This is a genomic window from Gordonia sp. NPDC003429 (assembly GCF_053588575.1).
This window is the reverse complement of record NZ_JBSFQF010000002.1, coordinates 1-21,229: the sequence shown is the minus strand read 5'-3', so window position 1 is coordinate 21,229 and position 21,229 is coordinate 1. Positions and strand designations below refer to the sequence as shown.

At 64.4% G+C, this 21,229-nt stretch carries 19 protein-coding genes and 1 pseudogene; 12 read left to right on the top strand and 8 right to left on the bottom strand.

Translation table 11 applies throughout. The features are described from left to right. From ACWDSI_RS03750 to ACWDSI_RS03725, 6 genes are read left to right on the top strand one after another with little or no spacing between them, the layout of a single operon-like run. A complete protein-coding gene (locus ACWDSI_RS03750; protein WP_449755722.1) occupies positions 1 to 1,545 on the top strand; it encodes an acyl-CoA synthetase in 1,545 nt (514 codons plus the stop codon). Next, complete coding sequence (locus ACWDSI_RS03745) at positions 1,542 to 2,795, top strand: cytochrome P450 (RefSeq protein WP_449755721.1); 1,254 nt, start codon at positions 1,542 to 1,544, stop codon at positions 2,793 to 2,795. Before ACWDSI_RS03750 ends, ACWDSI_RS03745 begins: the two co-directional genes overlap by 4 nt. 11 nt (positions 2,796 to 2,806) lie before the next feature. Continuing rightward, complete coding sequence (locus ACWDSI_RS03740) at positions 2,807 to 3,598, top strand: coniferyl-alcohol dehydrogenase (protein ID WP_449755720.1); 792 nt, start codon at positions 2,807 to 2,809, stop codon at positions 3,596 to 3,598. Between the two features lie 7 nt (positions 3,599 to 3,605). Next, the gene (locus ACWDSI_RS03735; protein WP_449755719.1) at positions 3,606 to 4,958 is read left to right on the top strand and encodes an aldehyde dehydrogenase family protein; all 1,353 of its coding nucleotides are present in this window, start codon (positions 3,606 to 3,608) and stop codon (positions 4,956 to 4,958) included. A 30-nt stretch (positions 4,959 to 4,988) separates the two neighbouring features. Next, the gene (locus ACWDSI_RS03730) at positions 4,989 to 5,180 is read left to right on the top strand and encodes a ferredoxin (protein ID WP_449747816.1); all 192 of its coding nucleotides are present in this window, start codon (positions 4,989 to 4,991) and stop codon (positions 5,178 to 5,180) included. Then, the gene (locus tag ACWDSI_RS03725) at positions 5,177 to 6,394 is read left to right on the top strand and encodes an NAD(P)/FAD-dependent oxidoreductase (RefSeq protein WP_449755718.1); all 1,218 of its coding nucleotides are present in this window, start codon (positions 5,177 to 5,179) and stop codon (positions 6,392 to 6,394) included. Before ACWDSI_RS03730 ends, ACWDSI_RS03725 begins: the two co-directional genes overlap by 4 nt. 31 nt (positions 6,395 to 6,425) lie before the next feature. Here the strand turns inward: ACWDSI_RS03725 and ACWDSI_RS03720 are convergent, their stop codons facing one another. The 3 genes and pseudogenes from ACWDSI_RS03720 to ACWDSI_RS03710 all read right to left on the bottom strand — a co-directional run bounded on the left by ACWDSI_RS03720 (position 6,426) and on the right by ACWDSI_RS03710 (position 10,130). Next, a complete protein-coding gene (locus ACWDSI_RS03720) occupies positions 6,426 to 7,958 on the bottom strand; it encodes a long-chain-fatty-acid--CoA ligase (protein WP_449755717.1) in 1,533 nt (510 codons plus the stop codon). A 23-nt stretch (positions 7,959 to 7,981) separates the two neighbouring features. Then, a complete protein-coding gene (locus tag ACWDSI_RS03715) occupies positions 7,982 to 8,968 on the bottom strand; it encodes an NAD(P)H-dependent flavin oxidoreductase (protein ID WP_449755716.1) in 987 nt (328 codons plus the stop codon). An 11-nt stretch (positions 8,969 to 8,979) separates the two neighbouring features. Then, a pseudogene (locus ACWDSI_RS03710) lies at positions 8,980 to 10,130 on the bottom strand (acyl-CoA dehydrogenase family protein). A 120-nt stretch (positions 10,131 to 10,250) separates the two neighbouring features. On the opposite strand from ACWDSI_RS03710, the gene ACWDSI_RS03705 reads away from it, so the two are divergent. The 3 genes from ACWDSI_RS03705 to ACWDSI_RS03695 all read left to right on the top strand — a co-directional run bounded on the left by ACWDSI_RS03705 (position 10,251) and on the right by ACWDSI_RS03695 (position 12,257). Continuing rightward, a complete protein-coding gene (locus tag ACWDSI_RS03705) occupies positions 10,251 to 11,027 on the top strand; it encodes an enoyl-CoA hydratase-related protein (protein ID WP_449755715.1) in 777 nt (258 codons plus the stop codon). Positions 11,028 to 11,103: 76 nt separating this feature from the next. Then, on the top strand, positions 11,104 to 11,499 hold the full coding sequence (locus tag ACWDSI_RS03700) for a nuclear transport factor 2 family protein (RefSeq protein WP_449747822.1): 396 nt from the start codon (positions 11,104 to 11,106) through the stop codon (positions 11,497 to 11,499). After that, positions 11,496 to 12,257: an SDR family oxidoreductase gene (locus ACWDSI_RS03695; protein ID WP_449755714.1), complete on the top strand. Its 762-nt coding sequence runs from the start codon at positions 11,496 to 11,498 to the stop codon at positions 12,255 to 12,257. Before ACWDSI_RS03700 ends, ACWDSI_RS03695 begins: the two co-directional genes overlap by 4 nt. Positions 12,258 to 12,295: 38 nt before the next feature. Here ACWDSI_RS03695 and ACWDSI_RS03690 read toward each other — a convergent pair whose 3' ends face one another. From ACWDSI_RS03690 to ACWDSI_RS03675, 4 genes are all read right to left on the bottom strand, one after another. Beyond that, positions 12,296 to 12,697, bottom strand: a complete 402-nt coding sequence (locus ACWDSI_RS03690) for a hypothetical protein (RefSeq protein WP_449755713.1) — start codon at positions 12,695 to 12,697, stop codon at positions 12,296 to 12,298. Between the two features lie 195 nt (positions 12,698 to 12,892). Further along, positions 12,893 to 14,389, bottom strand: coding sequence for a glycosyltransferase family 39 protein (locus ACWDSI_RS03685; protein ID WP_449755712.1), 1,497 nt, complete (start codon positions 14,387 to 14,389; stop codon positions 12,893 to 12,895). Positions 14,390 to 14,440: 51 nt separating this feature from the next. Beyond that, entirely contained in the window at positions 14,441 to 15,421 is a 981-nt protein-coding gene (locus ACWDSI_RS03680) for a hypothetical protein (protein ID WP_449755711.1), read from the bottom strand. Then, positions 15,418 to 15,879, bottom strand: coding sequence for a vWA domain-containing protein (locus tag ACWDSI_RS03675; protein ID WP_449755869.1), 462 nt, complete (start codon positions 15,877 to 15,879; stop codon positions 15,418 to 15,420). The genes ACWDSI_RS03680 and ACWDSI_RS03675 overlap by 4 nt, the downstream gene beginning before the upstream one ends. Between ACWDSI_RS03675 and ACWDSI_RS03670 the strand changes: the two genes are divergently transcribed. Then, positions 15,764 to 16,291: a hypothetical protein gene (locus tag ACWDSI_RS03670; RefSeq protein ID WP_449755884.1), complete on the top strand. Its 528-nt coding sequence runs from the start codon at positions 15,764 to 15,766 to the stop codon at positions 16,289 to 16,291. The genes ACWDSI_RS03675 and ACWDSI_RS03670 overlap by 116 nt on opposite strands. Here ACWDSI_RS03670 and ACWDSI_RS03665 read toward each other — a convergent pair. Next, positions 16,276 to 17,532, bottom strand: coding sequence for a hypothetical protein (locus ACWDSI_RS03665; RefSeq protein WP_449755710.1), 1,257 nt, complete (start codon positions 17,530 to 17,532; stop codon positions 16,276 to 16,278). The genes ACWDSI_RS03670 and ACWDSI_RS03665 overlap by 16 nt on opposite strands. Before the next feature lie 153 nt (positions 17,533 to 17,685). On the opposite strand from ACWDSI_RS03665, the gene ACWDSI_RS03660 reads away from it, so the two are divergent. Together ACWDSI_RS03660 and ACWDSI_RS03655 are read left to right on the top strand one after the other, a co-directional pair. After that, positions 17,686 to 19,101, top strand: a complete 1,416-nt coding sequence (locus tag ACWDSI_RS03660; protein ID WP_449755709.1) for a DUF4041 domain-containing protein — start codon at positions 17,686 to 17,688, stop codon at positions 19,099 to 19,101. 219 nt (positions 19,102 to 19,320) lie between these two features. Next, a complete protein-coding gene (locus ACWDSI_RS03655) occupies positions 19,321 to 21,114 on the top strand; it encodes a hypothetical protein (protein WP_449748828.1) in 1,794 nt (597 codons plus the stop codon). Positions 21,115 to 21,229 lie beyond the last annotated feature (115 nt).

The following is a 21,229-nucleotide window of genomic DNA, read 5'->3' as shown; positions in this document are numbered from 1 at the left end:
ATGTATCCCGGAAAGTACGCTGCCCTCGATCCGCAGAAGCCCGCACTCGTCATGGCCGATTCGGGCCGCATCCTGACCTACGGCGAACTCGAGACCAACTCGGCCTCCCTCGCCCGTCTTCTGCACGACCGCGGCCTTCGCGCCGGAGATGTGGTCGCGCTGCTCAGTGACAACAGCCCCGAAGCACTTGAGGTGTATTGGGCCGCACTGCGCTCGGGCCTCTACATCACGGCCATCAACCATCATCTCACCGCCGAGGAAGTCGGCTACATCATCGACGACTCCGGCGCCACGGCGCTGGTCGCCGCCGCATCGCTCGCCGAGCTCGCCGAGGCCGTGACGTCGCTGACGCCACAGGTCGAGACACGACTTGCGTTCGGCGGCAAAGTGTTCGGCTACGATTCCTACGAGGCGGTCATCGCCGACGCCGGCGAACCACTCGAGCAGATGCCCCGCGGCGCCGACATGCTGTACTCGTCGGGCACCACCGGCCGCCCCAAGGGCATCAAGGCGCCGCTTCTCCCGATCACCGTCGACCAACCGGGCGATCCGATCTTCGACCTGCTCGGAAAGGCGTTCGGGATGAGCCCCGACACCGTCTACCTGTCGGCCGCGCCGATCTACCACGCCGCACCGCTGCGCTACTGCGGTGTCACGCAAGCCAACGGCGGAACCGTGGTGATGATGGAGCGATTCGAACCGGAGGCGGCCCTCGCCGCGATCGAGCGGTACAAGGTCACCATGCTGCAGATGGTGCCGACGATGTTCGTGCGGATGCTTCAACTCGACGATGAGACCCGGCACCGGTACGACACGTCGAGTCTGCGCATCGCCGTGCACGCGGCCGCACCGTGCCCGCCGGAAGTCAAGAGGGCGATGATCGACTGGTGGGGACCGATCCTCGTCGAGTACTACTCGTCAACAGAGGCAAACGGTTTCACCCTCATCACGTCGCCGGAATGGCTGACGAAGCCCGGTTCGGTCGGAAAGCCGATCCTCGGCGTCGCCCACATCTGTGACGAGGACGGCAACGAGCTACCCACCGGCGAGGTGGGCACCGTGTACTTCGAGCGCCCTGCCCTCCCGTTCCGATATCACAAGGACGACAACAAGACCCGTGCAGCACAACATCCGGGGCATCCCACCTGGACGGCGGTCGGCGACCTCGGCTACGTCGATGACGACGGCTACCTCTTCCTCACCGACCGCAAGTCGTTCATGATCATCTCCGGTGGGGTGAACATCTACCCGCAAGAGGTCGAGAACGTTCTGACCCTACATCCGGCCATTCGCGACGTCGCCGTCATCGGCGTGCCCGATCCGGTGATGGGTGAATCGGTCAAAGCCGTGGTGCAACTACGCGACGGTGTGCAACCGACCGACGAACTGGCAAGCGACATAGTCGATTACGTTCGGGATCGCATCGCGCGCTACAAGGCACCCAAGAGCGTCGACTTCGTTCCCGACTTACCGAGGACGCCCACCGGCAAGCTCGTCAAACGGCACCTCATCAACCAGTACCGCATTCAGGAGGCCACGGCATGACCATCACCACCGCCGAGCACACGTTCCACCCGGAACGTGTCACGGACATGAACTTCTGGTCGAAGTCGTTCGATGAACGCGACGACGTGTTCGCCCGCCTGCGGGCGGACCATCCGATCACCTGGCATCCACCCATGGAGGCAGACCTGATGCCGTCGGAGCAGCCCGGTGTATGGGTGGTCGTTCGGCACGAGGACATCGCCGAGGTGAGCAAGAGCCCGGCCCGCTTCTGCTCGGGCAAAGGTGTCCAATTCGAGGACGCACCAGAGGATCTCCTCGAAGCATCCCACTCGTTCCTCGCCATGGATGCGCCGCGGCATGGGCAGTTGCGCCGCCTGGTCAGTGCGGCGTTCACCCCCAAACAGGTCGCGAAGATCGATCACCGGATCCGGGAGCAGGCCGGTCGGATCGTCGACGGTCTGCTCGCCGAAGGCGGCGGCGACTTCGTCGACCTCGTGTCCAAGCAGATGCCGATGTGGACGATCTACGAGATGATGGGCCTCGATCCGGCACTGCGCGCCGAGGCGTCGCACATGGCCGACGAGATGGTCGCCTACAACGACCCCGATGTCGCCAACGGCCGTGAGCCGGGGGAGGTGGTCAACGAGTCGCTCGTGGCGTTGCTGACGACCGGTCTCGCGTTCGCCGACCTGCGCCGCCGCGAACCCGCCGACGACCTCATGACCGGGCTGGTCAATGCCGAGGTCGACGGTAACAAACTCACCGATGACGAGATCGCCGCGTTCTTCGTGCTGGCATCGGTCGGCGGCAACGACACCACGCGTAACACGATCTCTTTCACTTCCCTTGCTCTGCAAGAGTTCCCACAACAGCGGGCGTGGCTCATGGAGGACTACGACGGGCGTATCCGGACGGCCGTCGAGGAATTCATCCGCTGGGCGTCACCGGTGATGACGTTCCGGCGCACTGCCACGCAAGACACCGTCCTGGCCGGCCAGCCCATCGCGGCCGGCGAGTGGGTGGCGATGATGTACTCGTCGGGCAACCGTGACGAGCGGGTGTTCGACCATCCGCGCGAATTCGACCTGTCACGTCACCCGAACCCGCACCAGGGGTTCGGCGGCGGCGGTCCCCACTTCTGCATGGGGAACTTCTTGGCGAAGATGCAGATCACCCATCTCTGGCGAGAACTGCTCACCAGGGTTCCGACACTCGAAGTCGGTGAGCCACAGCTGATGCGGGGCAACTTTGTCCGTGCCGTCAAGTCGCTGCCGTGCGAGATCCGCTGAAAGGGATTGACATGTCCAGATATACGGGCCGACGAGTCGTGGTCACCGGTGCCGCATCGGGTATCGGGCACGCCACCGCCGAACGTCTGATCGCCGAGGGTGCCGAGGTCTACAGCCTCGACCGCAACGAGCCCACCGCGGCGGTCACCGAACATCACAGGGTAGACCTCTCCGACCCGGTCGGCATCGAGCACGCACTCGAGAACCTTCCGCCCACCGTGCATGCCCTGTTCAACGTGGCCGGTGTGCCGGGCACAGCACCCGCCGAACTCGTCTTCCGGGTGAACGCGATGGCTGTGCGGCAACTCAGCGAGGGTATCCTTCCCCGTCTGGAGCCGGGTGGATCGGTCGTCAACGTCTCGTCCACCGCGGGGTTCGGCTGGCCGGCCCGCCTCGAGGTCATCAAGGACCTGCTGGCCACCGACACCTTCGATGAGGGGGTGAAGTGGTTTGCCGAGCATCCCCAGGAAGGCAACGCCTACAACTTCTCCAAAGAGGTCGTCACCGTATACACGATGATGATGGGTCTCGTCTTTGCCGATGCCGGGCTGCGGATCAACGCCGTGCTTCCCGGCCCGGTGCAGACACCGATCCTGCCCGATTTCGAGGAGACGATGGGCATCGACAACCTCGACGGTCTCAAGGAACTGCTCGGCCGCCACGCGAAACCGGAGGAGATCGCCGCCGCGGTCACCTTCCTGGGCTCCGACGACGCCAGCTGGATCAACGGGCATCCGCTACTGGTGGAGGGCGGTGCGTTCGGCGCGGTGTACACCGGCCTGGTACCGGCCCCGGAGATCTGAGCGTCCGATGCGGCAGCTACTGGAGACGCTGCAGGAGACGCAGCGCTCGGGTGTCACCCGGCCCATCGCCTGGCGCAAGCGACAGCTCGCCGGGTTGCGCCGACTCGTCGACGACAACGAGAGCGCGATCGCCGAGGCTCTCGCCGACGATCTCGGGCGCGGCCCGGCGGAGGCGTGGCTCGGTGACGTGTCCCCGACGATCGGTGAAATCGACTATGCGCTCAAGCATCTGCGTCGCTGGATGAGACCCGAGCGGGTGCGGCTGCCGCTGAGCCAGCAGCCCGGTCGCGGCCGGGTGGTGTACGAACCGCTCGGCGTGGTGCTGGTCATCGGCCCGTGGAACTACCCGATCTATCTCACCCTCTCACCCATGGTGGCGGCACTGGCCGCCGGAAACTGCGTGGTGGTCAAGCCCTCTGAGCTCGCACCGGCGAGTTCTGCGCTGATCGCCGACCTCGTACCGCGCTATCTCGACACCTCCGCCGTCGCGGTGATCGAAGGCGATGGGGCGGTCACCCAGGAGTTGCTCGCACTCGGCTTCGACCACGCCCTGTTCACCGGTGGAACCGAGATCGGCCGCAAGATCATGGCCGGTGCCGCACCCACCCTGACCCCGGTGACCCTCGAGTTGGGCGGCAAGAGCCCGGTGTACGTCGCCGCCGACGCCGACCTCGAGGTGGCCGCGAGGCGGATCGCGTGGGTCAAGCTGCTCAACTCCGGCCAGACCTGTGTGGCTCCCGACTATGTCCTCGCCGACCGGCAGATCTGCGACGACCTGGTGGCACGCATCGGCACCGCGGTGGCCCAGATGCGCGGTGGCGACCTCGCAGTGCCGATCGTGAACGACCGTCAGTTCGCACGGCTGACCGGATACCTCGACACCACCTCGGGTGCCGTGTCCAGCGGGGGCTCCCACGACCCGCAACGGCGGACGATCGAACCCACCGTTCTCGTCGACCCCAAACCCGACGATCCGGTGATGACCGAGGAGATCTTCGGCCCCATCCTGCCCGTGCTCGCCGTGGACGGCCTCGACGAGGTCGTCGAGTTCGTCACCGGTCGGCCCAAACCGCTGGCGATGTACACCTTCACGGGATCGGCTGCGGTGCGCAAGCGGATCATCGCCGAGATCCCCGCGGGGGGAATGGTGTTCAACCACCTCGCGATGCAGGTGCTGTGTCCGCAGCTCCCGTTCGGCGGCGTGGGGCCGAGCGGCATGGGCGCCTACCACGGCATATGGGGTTTCCGGCATCTCAGCCACCGGAAGGCCGTGCTCACCAGGGCATCTCGGCCCGATCCCGGCTTCGTGTACCCGCCCTACACGCCACGAGCACTGAAACTCATGCGCCGCCTCCTGTGACCTACACCCCGCACCGAAAGCGAGACCATCATGAAGATCTGCATCGACACCGACAAGTGCACCGGACTGGGATTGTGTGAAGCCATCGCACCCGATCACTTCGAGGTGGGAGCCGATGGAACGCTCGTCCTCCTCAACGCCGACGTCTCCGCTGACGAGGTGGCCACCATCGAAGAGGCCATCAGCACGTGCCCGACCGAGGCGATCTCCCTCGAGCCATGACCAGCACCCGTCTCGTGGTCGTCGGGGCATCGCTGGCCGGATTGCGCGCCGCCGAGGCGGCACGCAAGTCCGATACCGATGTGGCGATCACACTCATCGGCGACGAAGCGCACCTACCCTACGATCGCCCGCCCCTGTCGAAGGCCTACCTCGACGCGCCCCAACCCGAGGTGACCACGTTCCGTACCGAGCAGCATCTGCGCGAAGATCTTGGGGTGGACCTCGTTCTCGGCACTGCCGCAACGAGACTGGACACCGACGAACGCACCGTGATGGTCGGCGATCGGCCGGTGCCGTTCGACGCTGTCGTCGTGGCGACCGGCGCCCGCGCACGCCGGTTGCCCGGAACGGACCTGACGGGTGTGCACACCCTGCGGACCCACGACGATGCCGTGGCCGTGCGGTCAGCGTTGGACGCCGGTGCGCGCGTCGTCGTGGTCGGGGCCGGATTCATCGGGTCTGAGGTGGCGTCCGCGGCGCGAAAGCGCGGTCTGGACGTCACCGTGGTCGAAGCGTTGCCCACACCGTTGGCGCGTGCCTGCGGCGAGGCTCCCGGCCGGTGGATCGCCGATCTGCACGCGCGCCACGGCACCCGCCTGCTGTGTGGTTCCGGAGTCAGCGCCGTCCACGGCGACGGTCGGGTGGAGGCCGTCGAACTCGACGACGGCACGCAACTCGACGCGGATCTCGTAGTCGTCGGGATCGGCGCAATCCCTAATACCGAGTGGCTCAACGGTTCCGGTGTGGCCACCGACAACGGCATCACATGCGATGGATACCTGGCCACCAGCGTGGCGGGCGTGTACGCCGCCGGTGATGTCGCGAACTGGCCCAATCCGGTGTTCGGTCGACGGCAACGCCTCGAACACTGGACCAGCGCGGCCGAGCAGGGTGCGGCCGCCGCCCGTAATGCGCTTGATCCCGACCATGCCGCACCGTATGCGACGGTGCCGTACTTCTGGTCCGACTGGTACGGCTCACGCATCCAGTTCCTCGGCTCACCGGTGGCCGACGAGGTGGCGGTGGTCGACGGCTCGGCCGAGGGTGACCGTTGGGTGGCGCTGTTTCGCTCCGGTGATCGTCTCGTCGGTGTGCTGACCCTCAACGGTCAGACCGAGATCATGAAGTACCGGGCCAAGATTCGCGACAGGACCGACTGGACCGATGCCCTGGCCTACGCGGAAAGCCGGCGCCTGGCCCGCGTGCCCACGTGAGATGACGACGACACCCACCATGACCAACGGCTCACACCGGGTTGCGCAGCGCGAACTTCTGGATCTTACCGCTGGCGTTTCGCGGTAGTTCCTCGACGACCATGACGGCTTTCGGCTGTTTGTAGGAGGCCAGGCGCGGCGCAAGCCAGTCCCGCAGTTCGTCCAACGTCGGTGCGCTCCGGCCCTCGCGCAGCACCAGGTACGCCACCGGCTCCTCCCCCCATCGGTCGCTGGCTCGGCCCACCACAGCCGACTCGAGAATGGCGGGGTGCGCGGCAAGCGCGTTCTCCACTTCGGCGCAGTAGATGTTCTCCCCACCGGAGATGATCATGTCTTTGAGGCGGTCGACGACGAAGACGAAACCTTCGTCGTCGCGTCGCACGAGATCACCGGAATGGAACCAGCCTCCCGTGAAGGCTGCTTCGTCGGCGTCCGGGCGGTTCCAGTACCCCGCCATCATGTTCGGGCCGCGGTACACGATCTCGCCGACCTCGTCGGGTCCCACGTCGTCGCCGTTGGCGTCGATCACACGAATTTGGACGTAGCTCACCGGTTTTCCCACCGAACCGAGCTTGCGGCGGGCATCCTCGCCGCGCAGCACGCAGGTCACCGGCGACATCTCCGTCTGTCCGAAGACCGCCACATTCAGTGCTCCGGGAAAGGCGTCGACCATGGCTTGGATGAGCGTCGGAGACGCCGGGGCCGCACCCCAGGAGGTGGTCCGCAAGGCGAGCTTGCGGCTCGCGATATCGGGCTGGGCGACGAGCGCCTGCCACTGCGCCGGAACGAGGAAGACGCTGGTCACCCGTTCGGCTTCGAGCAGGTCAAGCAGTTCGGCAGGGTTGAAGGCACCGAGCGGTGCGACGACGATGACACCGCCGGTGATCAGCATCGGCAGGATGCCGGAGATTGCGGCGATGTGAAACATCGGGGTGGCGATCAACGAGACGTCGTCGCCCCACATGTGGAATGCGCGCAGCGTGGTGATGCCCTGAACGAACAGGTTGAGGTGGGTGAGCATCGCCCCCTTGGGGTGGCCGGTGGTGCCCGAGGTGTACATGATCATGGCGACGCTGTTGTCGTCGACGTCGTCGAGGACTTGCGTGGGGTCGGAGTCTGCCAGCGCCGCCTCGTACGGCCGGGTTCCGGCCGTCGGGGCACCGGCGCCGATCACGAGAGTCTTTCCTGCCCAGCCGGATTCCAGCAGCACCGGGTGCAGCGCGGCCTCGACCACGACGACGTCGGGCGCACTGTCTTCCAGGATGAACGCGAGTTCGGCGCCGCTCAGCCGGAAGTTGAGCGGCACCGCGATGGCCCCGACCCGTGCTGATCCGGTGACCACTTCGAGGAATTCGGGTGTGTTCATCGTGAACAGCGCCACCCGATCGCCGGACCCGGTGCCGGTGGTGCGCAGCCAGGCCGCAAAGCGCGACACTCGCTGGTCGAACTGTGCCCAGGTGCGGGTGCGACCGTTGAAGCGGATCGCCGGCTGGTGGGGCCGCTGCTGCGCATGCGTCGCGGTGAGCGACGACCAGTTGATCCGGCGGTGAACGGCGAGGTCCATGTTCGTCTCCTTCGACGGTGTGGTCACGGGGTCGCCAGTGAGGCCACCGCGGCGTCGTATTCCTTTCGCCAGCGCTCGACGAGTGCGGCGGTGCTTCCCCGCTCGGTGATCGCGCCGATGCCCTGGCCCGATCCCCAGATGTCCTTCCAGGCTTTTGCCGGCGACGCGGCATCGGCGGCGACGTCGGCGGCAGCGTCGGCGAAACTCATCTTCGTCGGATCCGACGTCGGAAGGCTGTCCGGGTCGAAGCCGGCCGCCACGATCGAGCCCCGAAGGTAGTTGCCGTGTACGCCGGTGAAGAAATTGCTGTAGACGATGTCGCTCGACGACGACGCGACCACCATGTCCTTGTAGGCGTCTGCGGCGATTGCTTCGTCGGTCGACAGGAATGCCGAACCGATGTAGGCGAAGTCGGCGCCCACGACCTGTGCGGCAAGGATCGACCGACCGTTGGCGATGGCACCGGAACACAGCAGCGGACCGTCGAACCAGCTGCGGATCTCGCTGAGCAGCGCGAACGGGGACAGCATGCCGGCGTGACCGCCCGCTCCCGCCGACACCGCGATGAGCCCGTCGGCCCCTTTGTCGATCGCTTTGTGGGCGAAGGTGTTGGTGATGACGTCGTGCAGCACGATGCCGCCGTAGGAGTGGACCGCGTCGTTGACCTCGGTGCGGGCGCCCAGTGAGGTGATGACGATCGGCACCTCGTGTTCGACGACCGTGGCGAGGTCACGGTCGATTCGGTCATTGGACTTGTGCACGATCAGGTTGACGGCGAAAGGTGCCACCGGCTGGTCGGGCTGGGTCCCGGCGTATGCCGCGATGCGTTCGGTGATCTCATCGAGCCAGTCGCCCAGCAGCGTTTGCGGTCGGGCGTTGAGACTCGGGAACGAGCCGATGACACCCGCGGTGCATTGTGCGACTACGAGATCGGGTCCCGATGAGATGAACATCGGCGAGCCGACAACCGGGACGGTGAGGGGTCTGGTCAATACTTCGGGCAAGGTCACGGTGGGCTTCCTCAGGCGTGTCGGGCGGCGATGTCACGACCGATGATCTCTTTCATGATCTCGGTGGTGCCGCCGTAGATGGTCTGGATGCGGGCGTCGCGGTAGGCGCGGCCGATGGCGTACTCATTCATGAAGCCGTAGCCACCGAAGAGTTGCAGGCATCGATTGACCACCCGCTGCTGTTGTTCGGTGGCCCACCACTTCGCCTTGGAGGCCTCGACGGTCGTGAGGGTGCCGTCGTTGATCGCGAGGACGCATCGCTCCACGTATGCCCTCGTGATGTCGACCTCGGTTTCCAGTTCGGCGAGGACGAACCGCGTGTTCTGGAAGTCTCCGACACGCTGTCCGAATGCCTTGCGTTCGAACACATACTCTTCGGTCCACGCGAGCGCGGCCTGCGATGCGACGACCGCGCTGACGGCGATCGAGAGCCGCTCACGCGGGAGCCGCTGCATCATCGACACGAAGCCCTCGCCGAGGTTGCCAGCAGGTTGGTCGACGGCACCCGAAGGTCGGTGAAGAACAGTTCGGCGGTGTCCTGGCTGGCAAGCCCGACTTTGTCGAGTTTGCGGCCACGCTCAAAGCCCGGCATGCCGTCCTCGACCACGAACAGTGACACTCCCCGTGCGCCCTTGCCGGGGTCGGTCGATGCCGCTACCACGATGAGATCGGCCTGAATACCGCTGGAAATGAAGGTCTTCTGACCGTTGAGGATCCATTCGTCACCGGAGCGCGACGCCGTGGTGGACAGATTGGCGAGATCGGAGCCGACGCCGGGTTCGGTCATCCCGATGGCGCCGATCAGGTCGCCAGAGGCGAGGCCGGGCAGCCATCGCTTCTTTTGTTCATCGTCGGCGAGGTCGGTCAGATAGGGCGCGACGATGTCATCCTGCAGGGCCAGACACAGCGCAAATCCCGCAGCACCCACGCGGGCGATCTCCTCGGCCACCACCATGCGGTAGCGGTAGTCGGGCTCGCCGGCGCCCCCGAACTCTTCCGGCACGGCCAGCCCGATCAGGCCCAGCCGACCTGCCTCGACATAGACGTCGCGGTCGATGAGTCGTCGCTCCTCCCATCGCTCGAGATTGGGCGTGATCTCGCGCTTGACGAACTCGCGAACCGTCGCGCGATAGCTCTCGTGGTCGGACGTGTAGAACGCCATGTGCTCTGGTGCTCCCTGCTTGACGTGGTGTGACCGAAGCCACCTATACTGAGCGAACGTTAGCTAAAGACGGTGCTGCGTTGGCGCGCGATTGTCAATACCGGAACGGAGTCTCGAGAGATGCTGATCGACCAGCAGGGAGCGGTGCTGACGCTGACCTTCGATCGCCCGGACCGGCTCAATGCGGTCACTCGCGACGACCTGAACGAGATGGCCGCGGCCGTGGAAGGATGCAGCCGCCGCCAGGACGTGGATCTGCTGGTGATCGCAGGTCGGGGTCGGGCGTTCTGTTCGGGTGCCGACCTGAGCGCCGACGTGGCCGTGGACACCCAGTCGGCGCAGGTTCTCGATGCCGCCAATCGGTTGGTGACGGCGATCGTGCGGAGTCCCAAGCTCGTGGTCGCACGCGCCAGGGGGATCGTGGCGGGCGCCGGTGTGTCGATCGCATTGGCCGCCGACCTCGTCGCCGCCGACGAGGACTCGTACTTTCTGCTCGCGTTCAGTCGCATCGGGCTGATGCCCGATGCGGGGGCCACGGCGCTGGTGACCGCCGCCGTCGGTCGCGCACGCGCACTGCGGATGGCCCTGCTCGCCGAGAAGATGCCCGCCGCAGATGCCTTCCGCGCCGGCCTGATCAGCCACGTGTGGCCAACCGCGGACTACGACGAGGCGTTCAGCGAACTCGTCGCCGCCGTCGGGCGCGGACCGTTGGCCGCGATGGCACGGTCGAAAGATGCCATCAACAGCTGTGCCATCCCCCAGCTCGACGGCGCGCTCGCACGCGAAAAGGACGGCCAGATGGCACTTCTGGTGGCACCCGACTTCACGGAGGGCGTGCACGCCTTTTCGCACAAGCGAACCGCGAGATTCACCGACCGCCCCGTCTTGTACCGATGAACTGTACTGATGACCCGGTACTGATGACCCTGTTGACACCGACGACACCGACGTCGTCCGACCGATGGAGAAGCTCATGACACAGCCTGCAGCGGTTACCGCGTGGCACCGCATCGTCGAGTCAGGTGACACCGGTGCGCCGCTCGACGCGCTCCTCAGCGATGACGTCGTGTTCCGGTCGCCGGCAGTCTTCACTCCGCAGGAGGGTCGCGTACGGGCCGCGAGCTACCTGAGAGCGGCGATGACGGTTCTCGGGCCGACCCTGACGTATCACCGTGAGTTTGTGTCAGGGGACTCCGCGGTGCTCGAGTTCACCGCCGACCTCGATGGTGTGCAGGTGCACGGCATCGACCTGCTGCGCTGGGATTCCAGCGATTCCCTGGTCGAGTTCACCGTCATGGTCCGTCCGCTGCGCGCCCTGAATACCCTTGTCGAGCTCATGGGCGCCGAACTCCAGCGGTCGGCGTCATGACGTCGGTCTTCATCGCCGGCGGCACCAGCGGGATCAATCTCGCACTGGCACAGCGGTTTGCTGAGCGAGGCGACAGCGTGGCCGTGCTCAGCCGGTCGAAGGAGAAGGTCGACGACGCGGTCGCCACGCTCGGCTCCACCGCACTCGGCTTTGCCGCCGATGTCCGCGACGCCGACGCTGTTGCCGCAGCATTCGCCGAGACCGCCGAGCGGTTCGGTCCGATCGACGTCGTGGTGTCCGGTGCCGCAGGCAATTTCGTTGCACCGGCCGCCGAACTGAGCCCCCGCGGATTCGGCGCCGTCGTCGACATCGACCTGAGAGGGACGTGGCACGTGATGCACGCCGCGTGGCCCCATCTGCGCAAGCCGGGCGCAAGCATCATCAACATCTCTGCGGCACAATCCTGGCTACCCACGCCCGGGCAGGTCCACGTGAGCGCCGCGAAAGCGGGCGTCGACCAGGTGACCCGAACACTGGCCATGGAGTGGGGTCCGGCCGGCGTCCGCGTCAACTCGATCGCCCCGGGGCCGATCCGGGGCACCGAGGGAATGGCGCGTCTGGCCCCCACCAAGGCGTCCGAAGACGCATGGACGCAAGCGGTTCCACTCGCCCGGTTTGGGAGCACCGAGGACATCTGGAATGCCGTCGACTGGCTCACCTCCGACGCCGCCTCCTACGTCACCGGTGTGGTCCTCAGCGTCGACGGCGGACTCAGCCTCGGAGGCTCATCGGCGATCACGGCCGCCATTCGCCTTTGAGCGGAGTACCAACGCTGTCGGGCGGGCTCAAGCCCGGGTCAGAGACCGAGGCACGAACTGCCCAGGTTCAACCCTTGCTTGACATCGACCGTCTTCTGGGCTTCCGGAGGCGCCGCGCTCCCGCCACCGCCGGTCGACGAACCCTGGGTCGCGCCCAGCACGTGTGTCCCCGTGGTCGTCGGTTTCCAGGTGATGGTGGCCACGTAGTTCTGCGACATAGCCCTCCCGAACGCCTGATTGCCGTCGTAGAAGTCCACGTTCCCATTGTGGTTCGTGGTGGCCGTCAACGTGTACTCGCACCCGGTGCCATACGAGCCCACTGCCGATTGGATCTTCAACGCGGTCACGGCCGCGTTCGCGGTGCCGGTTGTTGCCATTGTTCCCGCGGCAGCGGCGGCGACTGCGGTTATCGCGATGGCCGTCGACAAATGAGTTCTCATGTGTGCTCCTCAACCGAGCGGATGTGCGACCAATGGTCGCAAACGCAGTCCGGCCTGACAATGTCATTGACCCGATCAACGGCAAGAATGGTACTGATTGACGGACACGCGCCGAAGTCACCGAACGATTTGCGCGCTTCGTGCGAATTTGTCGCCGCGAGAATCTGTTTCGGCCGAAGTCGAGGCAGGTCGGTGTCAGCCCAAGTGACGCAGGGCAGGCCACAGGTGCTGCGGATCGTGCGGGTGTTCACACAGTGCGACGGGCATCCCCTGTTCCTCGTTGTCGACGCCGAGCCCGTTGTCGAGGGTCGCGAGAACTCTGCATGATTCGAAAAGGTCTGTGGCCGTGTCGAGTTGATCGCCGACCAGGAGTACGGCGTCGGTGTTCTCGGGAAGGGGGCGCTGGTCGTAGAGCCCTACGTGCGCCGAATACGGCTCCGGCAGACCGAACTCGGGGCCGTACCGGGCCAACGCTCCGGCTTCCCCGTAGTTCGACGCGAGGATGGGCGGTCGGGGCGCAGGCAGTTCGTCGTAGATTCGGGCGATCTGGGCCACGTACTGCGGCCAGCCGATCTGGTCGGCCACCATCGCTCCGGCGTCGACGACCGGCGTGCGACCGACGGTGCTCAGCGGAATGACCGGCAACGCGAGCACGGTCGACACCGCGGCGTTGATGGCGACGACGAGGATCACGAACCATCGTCGAAGTCGGTGGCCCGACATCCACGCGGCCACCGGCACACAGCCGGCGGCATACATCACCGACAGCAGGTTGATCGGATAGTGCGGCTGCGCACCGCCGACGAAGGAGAACACCAACAAGACGGCGAAACCGATCACGAGCCAGCCGACAACGTGGCGCCGTTCGGGCCGCAGCAGCCACACGACCCCGGTGCCCCACACCGCCACCAGCGGTGGACCGAGTAGCACGATCAGCATCACGACAAAGCCGCTACGGACATCCGCGCCGTTGTCCGCGCCGAGGGCCGCACCCATCTGGAGCTGCGGCCACCCGTGCCGGGCCTGATACAGCAGATTCGGTAGACCCACGATCACCGCGACGACGCCACCGAGATACGGCCACGGTGTGCGGAACGCCCGCCGGGGCCCCAGCAGCAGCAGACCGAGCACGAGTCCGGAGACCACGGTGACGATCATCCACCGGTTGTACGTGGTGAGACCCACGATCAGCCCGGCCACCACCCACCAGCGGTCGCGGCCCTGCACCGCCACCAGCAGCGCGTACACCGCCAGCGAGATCAGGAGCAGATCGAATGTCGCGGTGAACAGGACGTGACCGAACATCAGCGGCATCATCGCGGTGGCGTACCCCCAGGCGGCCAGGGCCTGGGCGGCGCGACCGCCGCCGAGTCGCCAGGTGATCATCGCCACCACGACGACGGTCAGCGCCGACGCGAGGGTCGCGGGGATGCGCAGCGCCCATTCCGCGTCGGCAATGTGGAGAGTCATCCGGGCGATGGCCGGTGTCAAGGGGGGTTGGTCGACGTAGCCCCACGCCGGTTGCAGCATCCGGTAATACAACTCGTCGCGGTGGTAGTCGTAGCCGCCCGAGAACACCGTCAACAGCACGGCCTGCACGGCCGCGGCCGCCCACACCGGACCTGCGGCGAACCGCTCGACGGGCGTCGCGCCACCAACCGACGGCTCGATCAGATCCGCGGTGGTGGGCATGAGCGTGACGCTACCGCCCGCGCGTGGGACGAGCGAGCGATGCGGACGCGCCTACTTGTAACTCGACCCATTCCACTTGAGGGTCTTCTTCGTGATGGTCCCGTCGGCGCAGCTGGGATCGCAGTCGTTGGCCGAGGTCTCGATGGTGTACTTCCCGTCGCTTCCCGGACCCTTGAGTTCGGCTGAGTAGTAGGCGTTCTTGGTGGTCTGATAGCCCGGATCGTCATCACCCCAGCCGATGTCCTCATATCCCTTGTCATCGGGAACCAACGTGATCACGCCGTTGTAGCGTCCGGGGTTGTACGTGATGAAGACATTCTTGGTGGAATCGGTTGGCGGGTCGGCAAAGTCGATCTCATCTCCGTACACGCTCACCTTCTGGACAAGCAGCTTCTGACCCTTTGCGCCGACTGCGGCGACGCATCCCTCGCCCGCTCCCTGACCCGCCGGACGGCTGATGCCGACGCTCACCGTGCCGAGCTTCGGGTGCTGCAGGACGCGGGTCTCGGCAATGACACCGCACAGCGAGGTGAGCGCGGACGACACCGTCGAAGTGCCCGCGGGAGCGCTCTCGGATGCGTTTGCGGCGGGAAGACATTTGCACAGATAGATCGTCTTGACGGTGCCGTTCGTGGTGTCGCCGTCGTAGTCGACGACGAACGCGGTCCCCTTGTCTCGGTTCGCGGTGAAGTAGGCACGCTTGATGGTCTCGTCGACTTGGATCGGCGCACCGTAGAGTTCCACCAGCCGCGTCATCGGAGTTCCGGCTCGTACACCATCAATGGTGGACGGGTCCTTCGGCTCGATCCGGGTCAGTACGCCGTCGTCGAAGTGCCATTTACAGTCTCGCCACTCGACGACGGTGGTTCCCGATCCGGACGGAAAGTCGGCGTGCGCGGCTCTGACGTCACCGATCGATTGTCCGATCTCGATGCCGTACAGCCCCTCGGCGCTGAGCTGACTGGCGGCCGTGTCTGCGGTCTGAACCGCACTCAGCCGGGCGGTCAACTGCGCGGTGTTGTCGGCGGTCACGAAAACCCCGCCACCGGCGGCCGCAATGCACTTGAGTTGCGCGGCATCCGTTTTGAAACCGACCGCACTGATCGTGATGTCGGGATTCTCGGTACGGATCTTCTGTGCGGTCTCACAGGGATCGGGCTGGCAATTGGACTCACCGTCGGAGACCAGCACGATCGATCCGGGTGCTTCGGATAGCGGTTCGCTCGCGGCCAGGAGCGCCTTTCCCACGGGCGACCAGCCCTGTGCGGTACCCCGGCGATCTTGGGCCGGGGATCGTGCGCGTCGATCGGCGCGAGCTGTGACACCGTTTCAACGTCGGCGCATCCGGCCTGGGGACCACGTTCGGACGGCACAGTGCCGCCGAACACCACCACGCCGATCTCGGACTGGCCCGGCAATGAATCCACCAGAGACGTCACCGCCGACTTCGCCGCATCGATCCGGGGACCAGGAGCATCGTCGGTGTTCATCGAATCCGAGGCGTCCAGCACGATCATCGTCGGCTTCGGTGACTCCTGGTTCGGCGACGATCCTGCCGACTTCGTCGCGGTGCCGTCGGTGCTGCAGGCGACGAACGTCAACGACAACAGTGACAGAGTCAGCACAACGAGGGCTCTCGAAGGATGCGGCACAAATCGGACATTACGGTGGCGCCGCGCCGTCGTCTGTCACCTGATCGAGCCAAAAACGCGTTCCTCGCCGCGGGATCTCCTCACTGGCGGCGCGCTTCCCGATTCGGTACGCCGGGGCATGAGACAACGCCAGTTGTTGCAACCAGTCGAAAAAACGCGACAACCAGGACGGCTCGCTATTCTTCCGCCACGCAGCGTGATTGAGTACCCGCAGGCTGACGGGTCATTGCGCGGTCATCCAACACCGTGAACTCCAATCGAGCCATACGCGTTCTTTGATATGGCCGCGCCGAGGCCAGCAAGAGCGGGTCCGGGTTCAACACGGGCGAGATTCAAACCAAGCACCTGATCCCGTGTCGCGGCCACCCGGACGAACGGAATCGTGGCGTGATGGCCGGTGGCGGGGTCGATCAGAGTGGTGCCCACTGTCATCGCGATCGAGTCGACGTGGTGGCTGCGGTCAGCCTCGAAGACTTCGTGGAGTGTCCGCAGAGCAACCGCGTTGACTGCACCGTTGTAGCGGTCACGCTGGGCCTTTTGCGACAACATCGTCGCGCGGAGCTCGTCGGCCGTAGCGACGTACTTGACACTCTTCACCGACGGAATGGCATCCGGTGGAGGTACTGACACCGAGAGAGTGAGCTCTTTCAGATCACCATCGAAGGCATAGTCATGGGAAACTTCGAATGCCTCTGGATAGACCGAGTTGGCGAGCACGATGCCGACGTACTCATCGATGGCCGCCGTATCATTGTTCTCCATACTTCGGATGAACTCGTCGATCTTCCGATTATGCTGTGCGACTCGCGCTTCCTCCTTCTGGCATCGAGCATCGTGTTCGCGTCTCGCTGCGTCCAGGCGAACAAGCCGATCAGATTCGGCCTGCTCATGTTGGTGTCGAAGCGCTTCGTTGGTCTGTGGCACAGTCACCGCCACGTAGTGCTGCCAATGAGCATGCTGCTGCTGCCATTCGAGTACGGCTTGTGCATGCATCTGCTGATACTTCTTCTGCGAACCGAACTTCGCGAGTCCCGAAGGTGCAGGCGGAGGGGTGAATACGGGCTCGGGAACCGGCTGCAACCACTGCGGTAGCGGTGTTGGGACCGCGAGTTCGCCCGGGTCGAAAGGCGGCACATCGGGTACCTCGCGAAGCGCTGCTAGATCAACGTAGTCGTCGACTTCAATGGTGGCAGCGAGGATACCGTCGATCTGTTCGTAGATGTCTGCGAAGTGCCTGGTCTGCTTCTCGGCCTTCGCTATCATCCGCTGGCGGTGCCGCTCCTTTGCAAGCTTCTCTGCTTCGCGCTTCTCGGCAGCTGAGGCGCGCGCAAACTGTTGCTGGGCGCGCTCATAGTCGCGTTGCGCGCGCTGCTCTTCACGCACCGCCTGGTTGTACGCACGCACCGCCTCGGCATCCTGTCGCCGCTTGCGTTGCTCAACGAGTCGCTGCTGATGCTGAAGTTCCGCGAAGAAGCCACGTCGCCGACCCATCTTCACCTTCCCCGTCTGCATAGTGAGCCCCGGCCCGCCGTCGCGGCTCTCACAAGGTCATCACACAATCTACTAAGACGCGGGTTAGTAAAGTGAGAGCCGAGCTCTTGGCTGTCAATCAGAGTCGTCGAAGAGCGAAAAGGAGATACACCAATGCCAGCTCCGGGGTGGTATCCCGATCCCCAAGCCTCTGAGCAGTTGCGTTGGTGGGATGGTCGCGTCTGGACAGCGAATACTCAACCGCGCGTCGTCGCACCAATGCAGCCCACTCCGCTTGTCACCGAGTACACCACTGTTCTGGAAGACTTGACGAAGTGCCGTGCGCAGTGTGTCGCGCTTCAGGCCGAGCTATCGGAATCAGCCGTAGAGAACCGGCGCTTGGCTCGCCGCATCGAGCAACTCGAGACCGAAAACAACGGCCTTCGCGAAAACACGGCGCGCTCGGTCGATACTGCCAACCAGCACGAGCCTGCGGCAAAATCGGCAGAACTGGAACTGCTCAGCGAGCAGATTGCACGTGCCAAAACAGAACTTATCGATGTCACCACGCAGATCGAATTGCAGGACGTCGGCTTCTTCGAGTACGAGCATCCCGCCGAGCATTCAATGAAGCTCGCTGGACAACTCGAGGCAGTCCGCCAGCACATCAAACAGATGCTTCGTGATAAGACCGCGACACAAGCTGTCACGTCCTTTACTTTCAATGGCTCACTTGCACAGGGGCGCAGGTTTGTCGACCAGATGAGCCGAGTCCTCCTGCGCGCATACGACGCCGAAGCCGAGAATTGCGTCAAAACCGTGAAGGCAGGGAACCTGTCCACGGCACAAGCGCGCCTTCGTAAAGCCGCTGATCAAATCGCGCAGAACGGGACCATGATCGACCTCCACATCGTGCCCGAATACCACCAGCTACGGATGGAGGAGCTTGAGTTGGCAGCCAGACATCTCACGGCAAGACAAGTGGAGCGGGAGCTCGAACGGGAGCGCCGCGCAGAGTTGCGCGAGGAGGAGAAAGCGCGCCGTGAGCTAGAAGCTGAACGTGCAAAGCTAGCGAAGGAACGCGCGCACTATCTCAATACAATTGCTTCACTTCGTGAGCGCGGCGATGAAGAGGGAATTCAGCGCATGCAGGAGCGGCTCGACGACGTCGAAGGACGCATGACAAACGTCGACTACCGAATGGCAAATACTAGGGCTGGCCACGTCTACGTCATCTCAAACTTGGGTGCATTCGGCGACCGAATGGTCAAGATTGGGATGACTCGCCGCCTCGAGCCGATGGATCGCGTACGGGAATTGGGCGACGCATCGGTCCCGTTCCGCTTCGACACACACGCACTGTTCTTCGCCGACGATGCAGTCACCGTGGAGAATCTGCTACACAAAGCATTCGAGGATCGCCGAGTCAACAACGTCAACCTTCGGCGGGAGTTCTTCTACGCCACACCGGCTGAGGTTCGGGCAGTAATCGACACTCAACTGAAGGATCAGGTCGAGGTCGTCGAGTTCATCGAAGCGGCCCCTGCGGAGGAGTATCGGTTGAGCCGCGCGTCGGCGAGTGCGCACTGACGTCCCGCTGCTGAGGGGAGTGAATCCGGCTCGCCGCAGGGCAAGAATGATTAGGCAGTGAACCGGTCCTATTGGTTCGGTTCACGGGGGACATGGCATGGCGTCTAGAGCAAGCCGACCTGGTTCGACCTATGTTTAATTCAATGTGTCAGATGCCCATGCGAGACTCTCCGGCATACGACGCAGCGCGAAGTACGACAGCGAGGAAATCGACACGTCATGAATGGACAAGCCGACAATGATGAAATCGAGGAGATCGACCCCAGCGATCTTCTCGAGGATCTCGACGTCCTGGACGAGGCGGTTCTCTATACCGACGATCCGAGCACCCCGGCTTTGATTGAATCGCTCACGCCGGGCAGCTCGCTCGCGGCATGGATGGGCACCGAGGAGAGCAGGCTGCAAATCCGTTGCACCGGACGCGATGAGCCCGTTGCAGTATGGGATGACACTGAGGGCTGGGTACAGGTGGGTGTCGCGCTGCCAGTCCGCGGCGACGCGGATCTGTCCGAGCCGACCCCGCTGAATCTTGTGTATGCGCTCCTCAGCTTGGGGTGGCGGATCAACGCGACCGCCGAGGCTGATCGCGTACTCATCACCGCTACACCGCCGGCGGCTTGGGATTCCTCCCTGGTGGAGCTCGCCTGGAAATATCGAGGCCTACGGACCGCCTCACCGGTGACCATCGCTCTTCTCAACAGCGACACGGCACAGTTCACACTCGATGACACCGTATCTGGAGTTCTCGGGTCGGACGGAGTCACCGCGCCCATAGACTTCGATGAACTGTTGGGCCTTGCACTTGCAATCGCTCCGACGTGGTTGATGCCAGATGCTGTTGCTGCCGAACCCAATTGGCACTCTCATGGAGGATTGACACCTGCCACAAACCTACCGTCCGACCCATACAGCGCGGTCGCTGATCTCACTGACGACGAAGTCGCAGCCCGGAAAGCTCGCCTTTCAGCTTGGGTAAGAGACCATCACATGACCGGGCCGTGGGCGACCCGGGCGCAAGTGTCGAGCGCCATCGCCGACAACAGCCCGGTTGGCCACTACGTCCTCGCCTTCACGGACGGCAGCTGTTACGTCGGTGAAACCGTAAACTTCGCGACACGGTTCGCCGCGCATGAGAAGACTTACGCAGGGCAAATCGAGGCGTACTACCTCCGCTACGACCCGACCGCCGCAGCCTTGCCCCGGCAGAGCAAAGCTCGGAAGCAGCAGCTACTCAACGCCGAGCGCACGCTCATCCATGACGCACAGAAGAACGAGCTCGTCGCACGTAACTTCCGCGAAATGGCCAACCCCATCGATCCCTCGCCCGAGTTCACTGCTCTGTTCTCCGGCGCATCCGCCGACGAGACGATCGCCCGGTGGTTCGCTCATCCGGACCAGGTCAACTCAACCGACAAGACTCCCCTGCAGCCGTTCAAAACCTCCGACTTCGGCGGTGCGAAAGCCAGGTTGGACCGCTTCATGGCACTTCCCGAGGCGAGCCAGGTCATTCGCATCGTCAGAGCGTATTTGCTTCGTTGCGTTCCGTTTCCCGCCCTGACCGAGTTTCGGAGCTGGGCGATCAGCTGCCTTCCCAACTCCAAACACGGGACCAAAGAGTCGACGTACTCGGTGATCGTTTGCTTGTCGATTTCCCGGACAGAGTCACTGACGATCCTGCGCGAAGATTGGTCACAGCGGGTCATTGGATACCTTCAGGCCAACGAGATCGAGGCCCAGGTCGCTGACGATTTCGGAGTGGTCAGACTGCTGCGTCACCACCCTGGGGCCGCGTTGTCCCCGGCCGATTACAGCGAGTTCGGCCCTGGGACGGTTACCGTCCACGGCGAGTCACTCGACGCTTTGGAGCGCCTCCTCGACGACACGAGGATCACCCGCGCAGCAGCTACCTCCGCGCTTCGCCTGTGTCGCCTCGGACCCTCGGCTCAACGGGTCGCGCACAACCCATACATCGTCGAGAGGGCTCTCGCTATGTCGAGAAATTGGTCCAATTGAGATCTACGACGGCTACCTTGCCTGACTTTTATCACCGAATCGGACATAGTAGACGCGTAGCGCGCTGACCTGGGGTGTTGTGTGGTTGGGCGGGTGGATTTGCGCACTAAGTGGG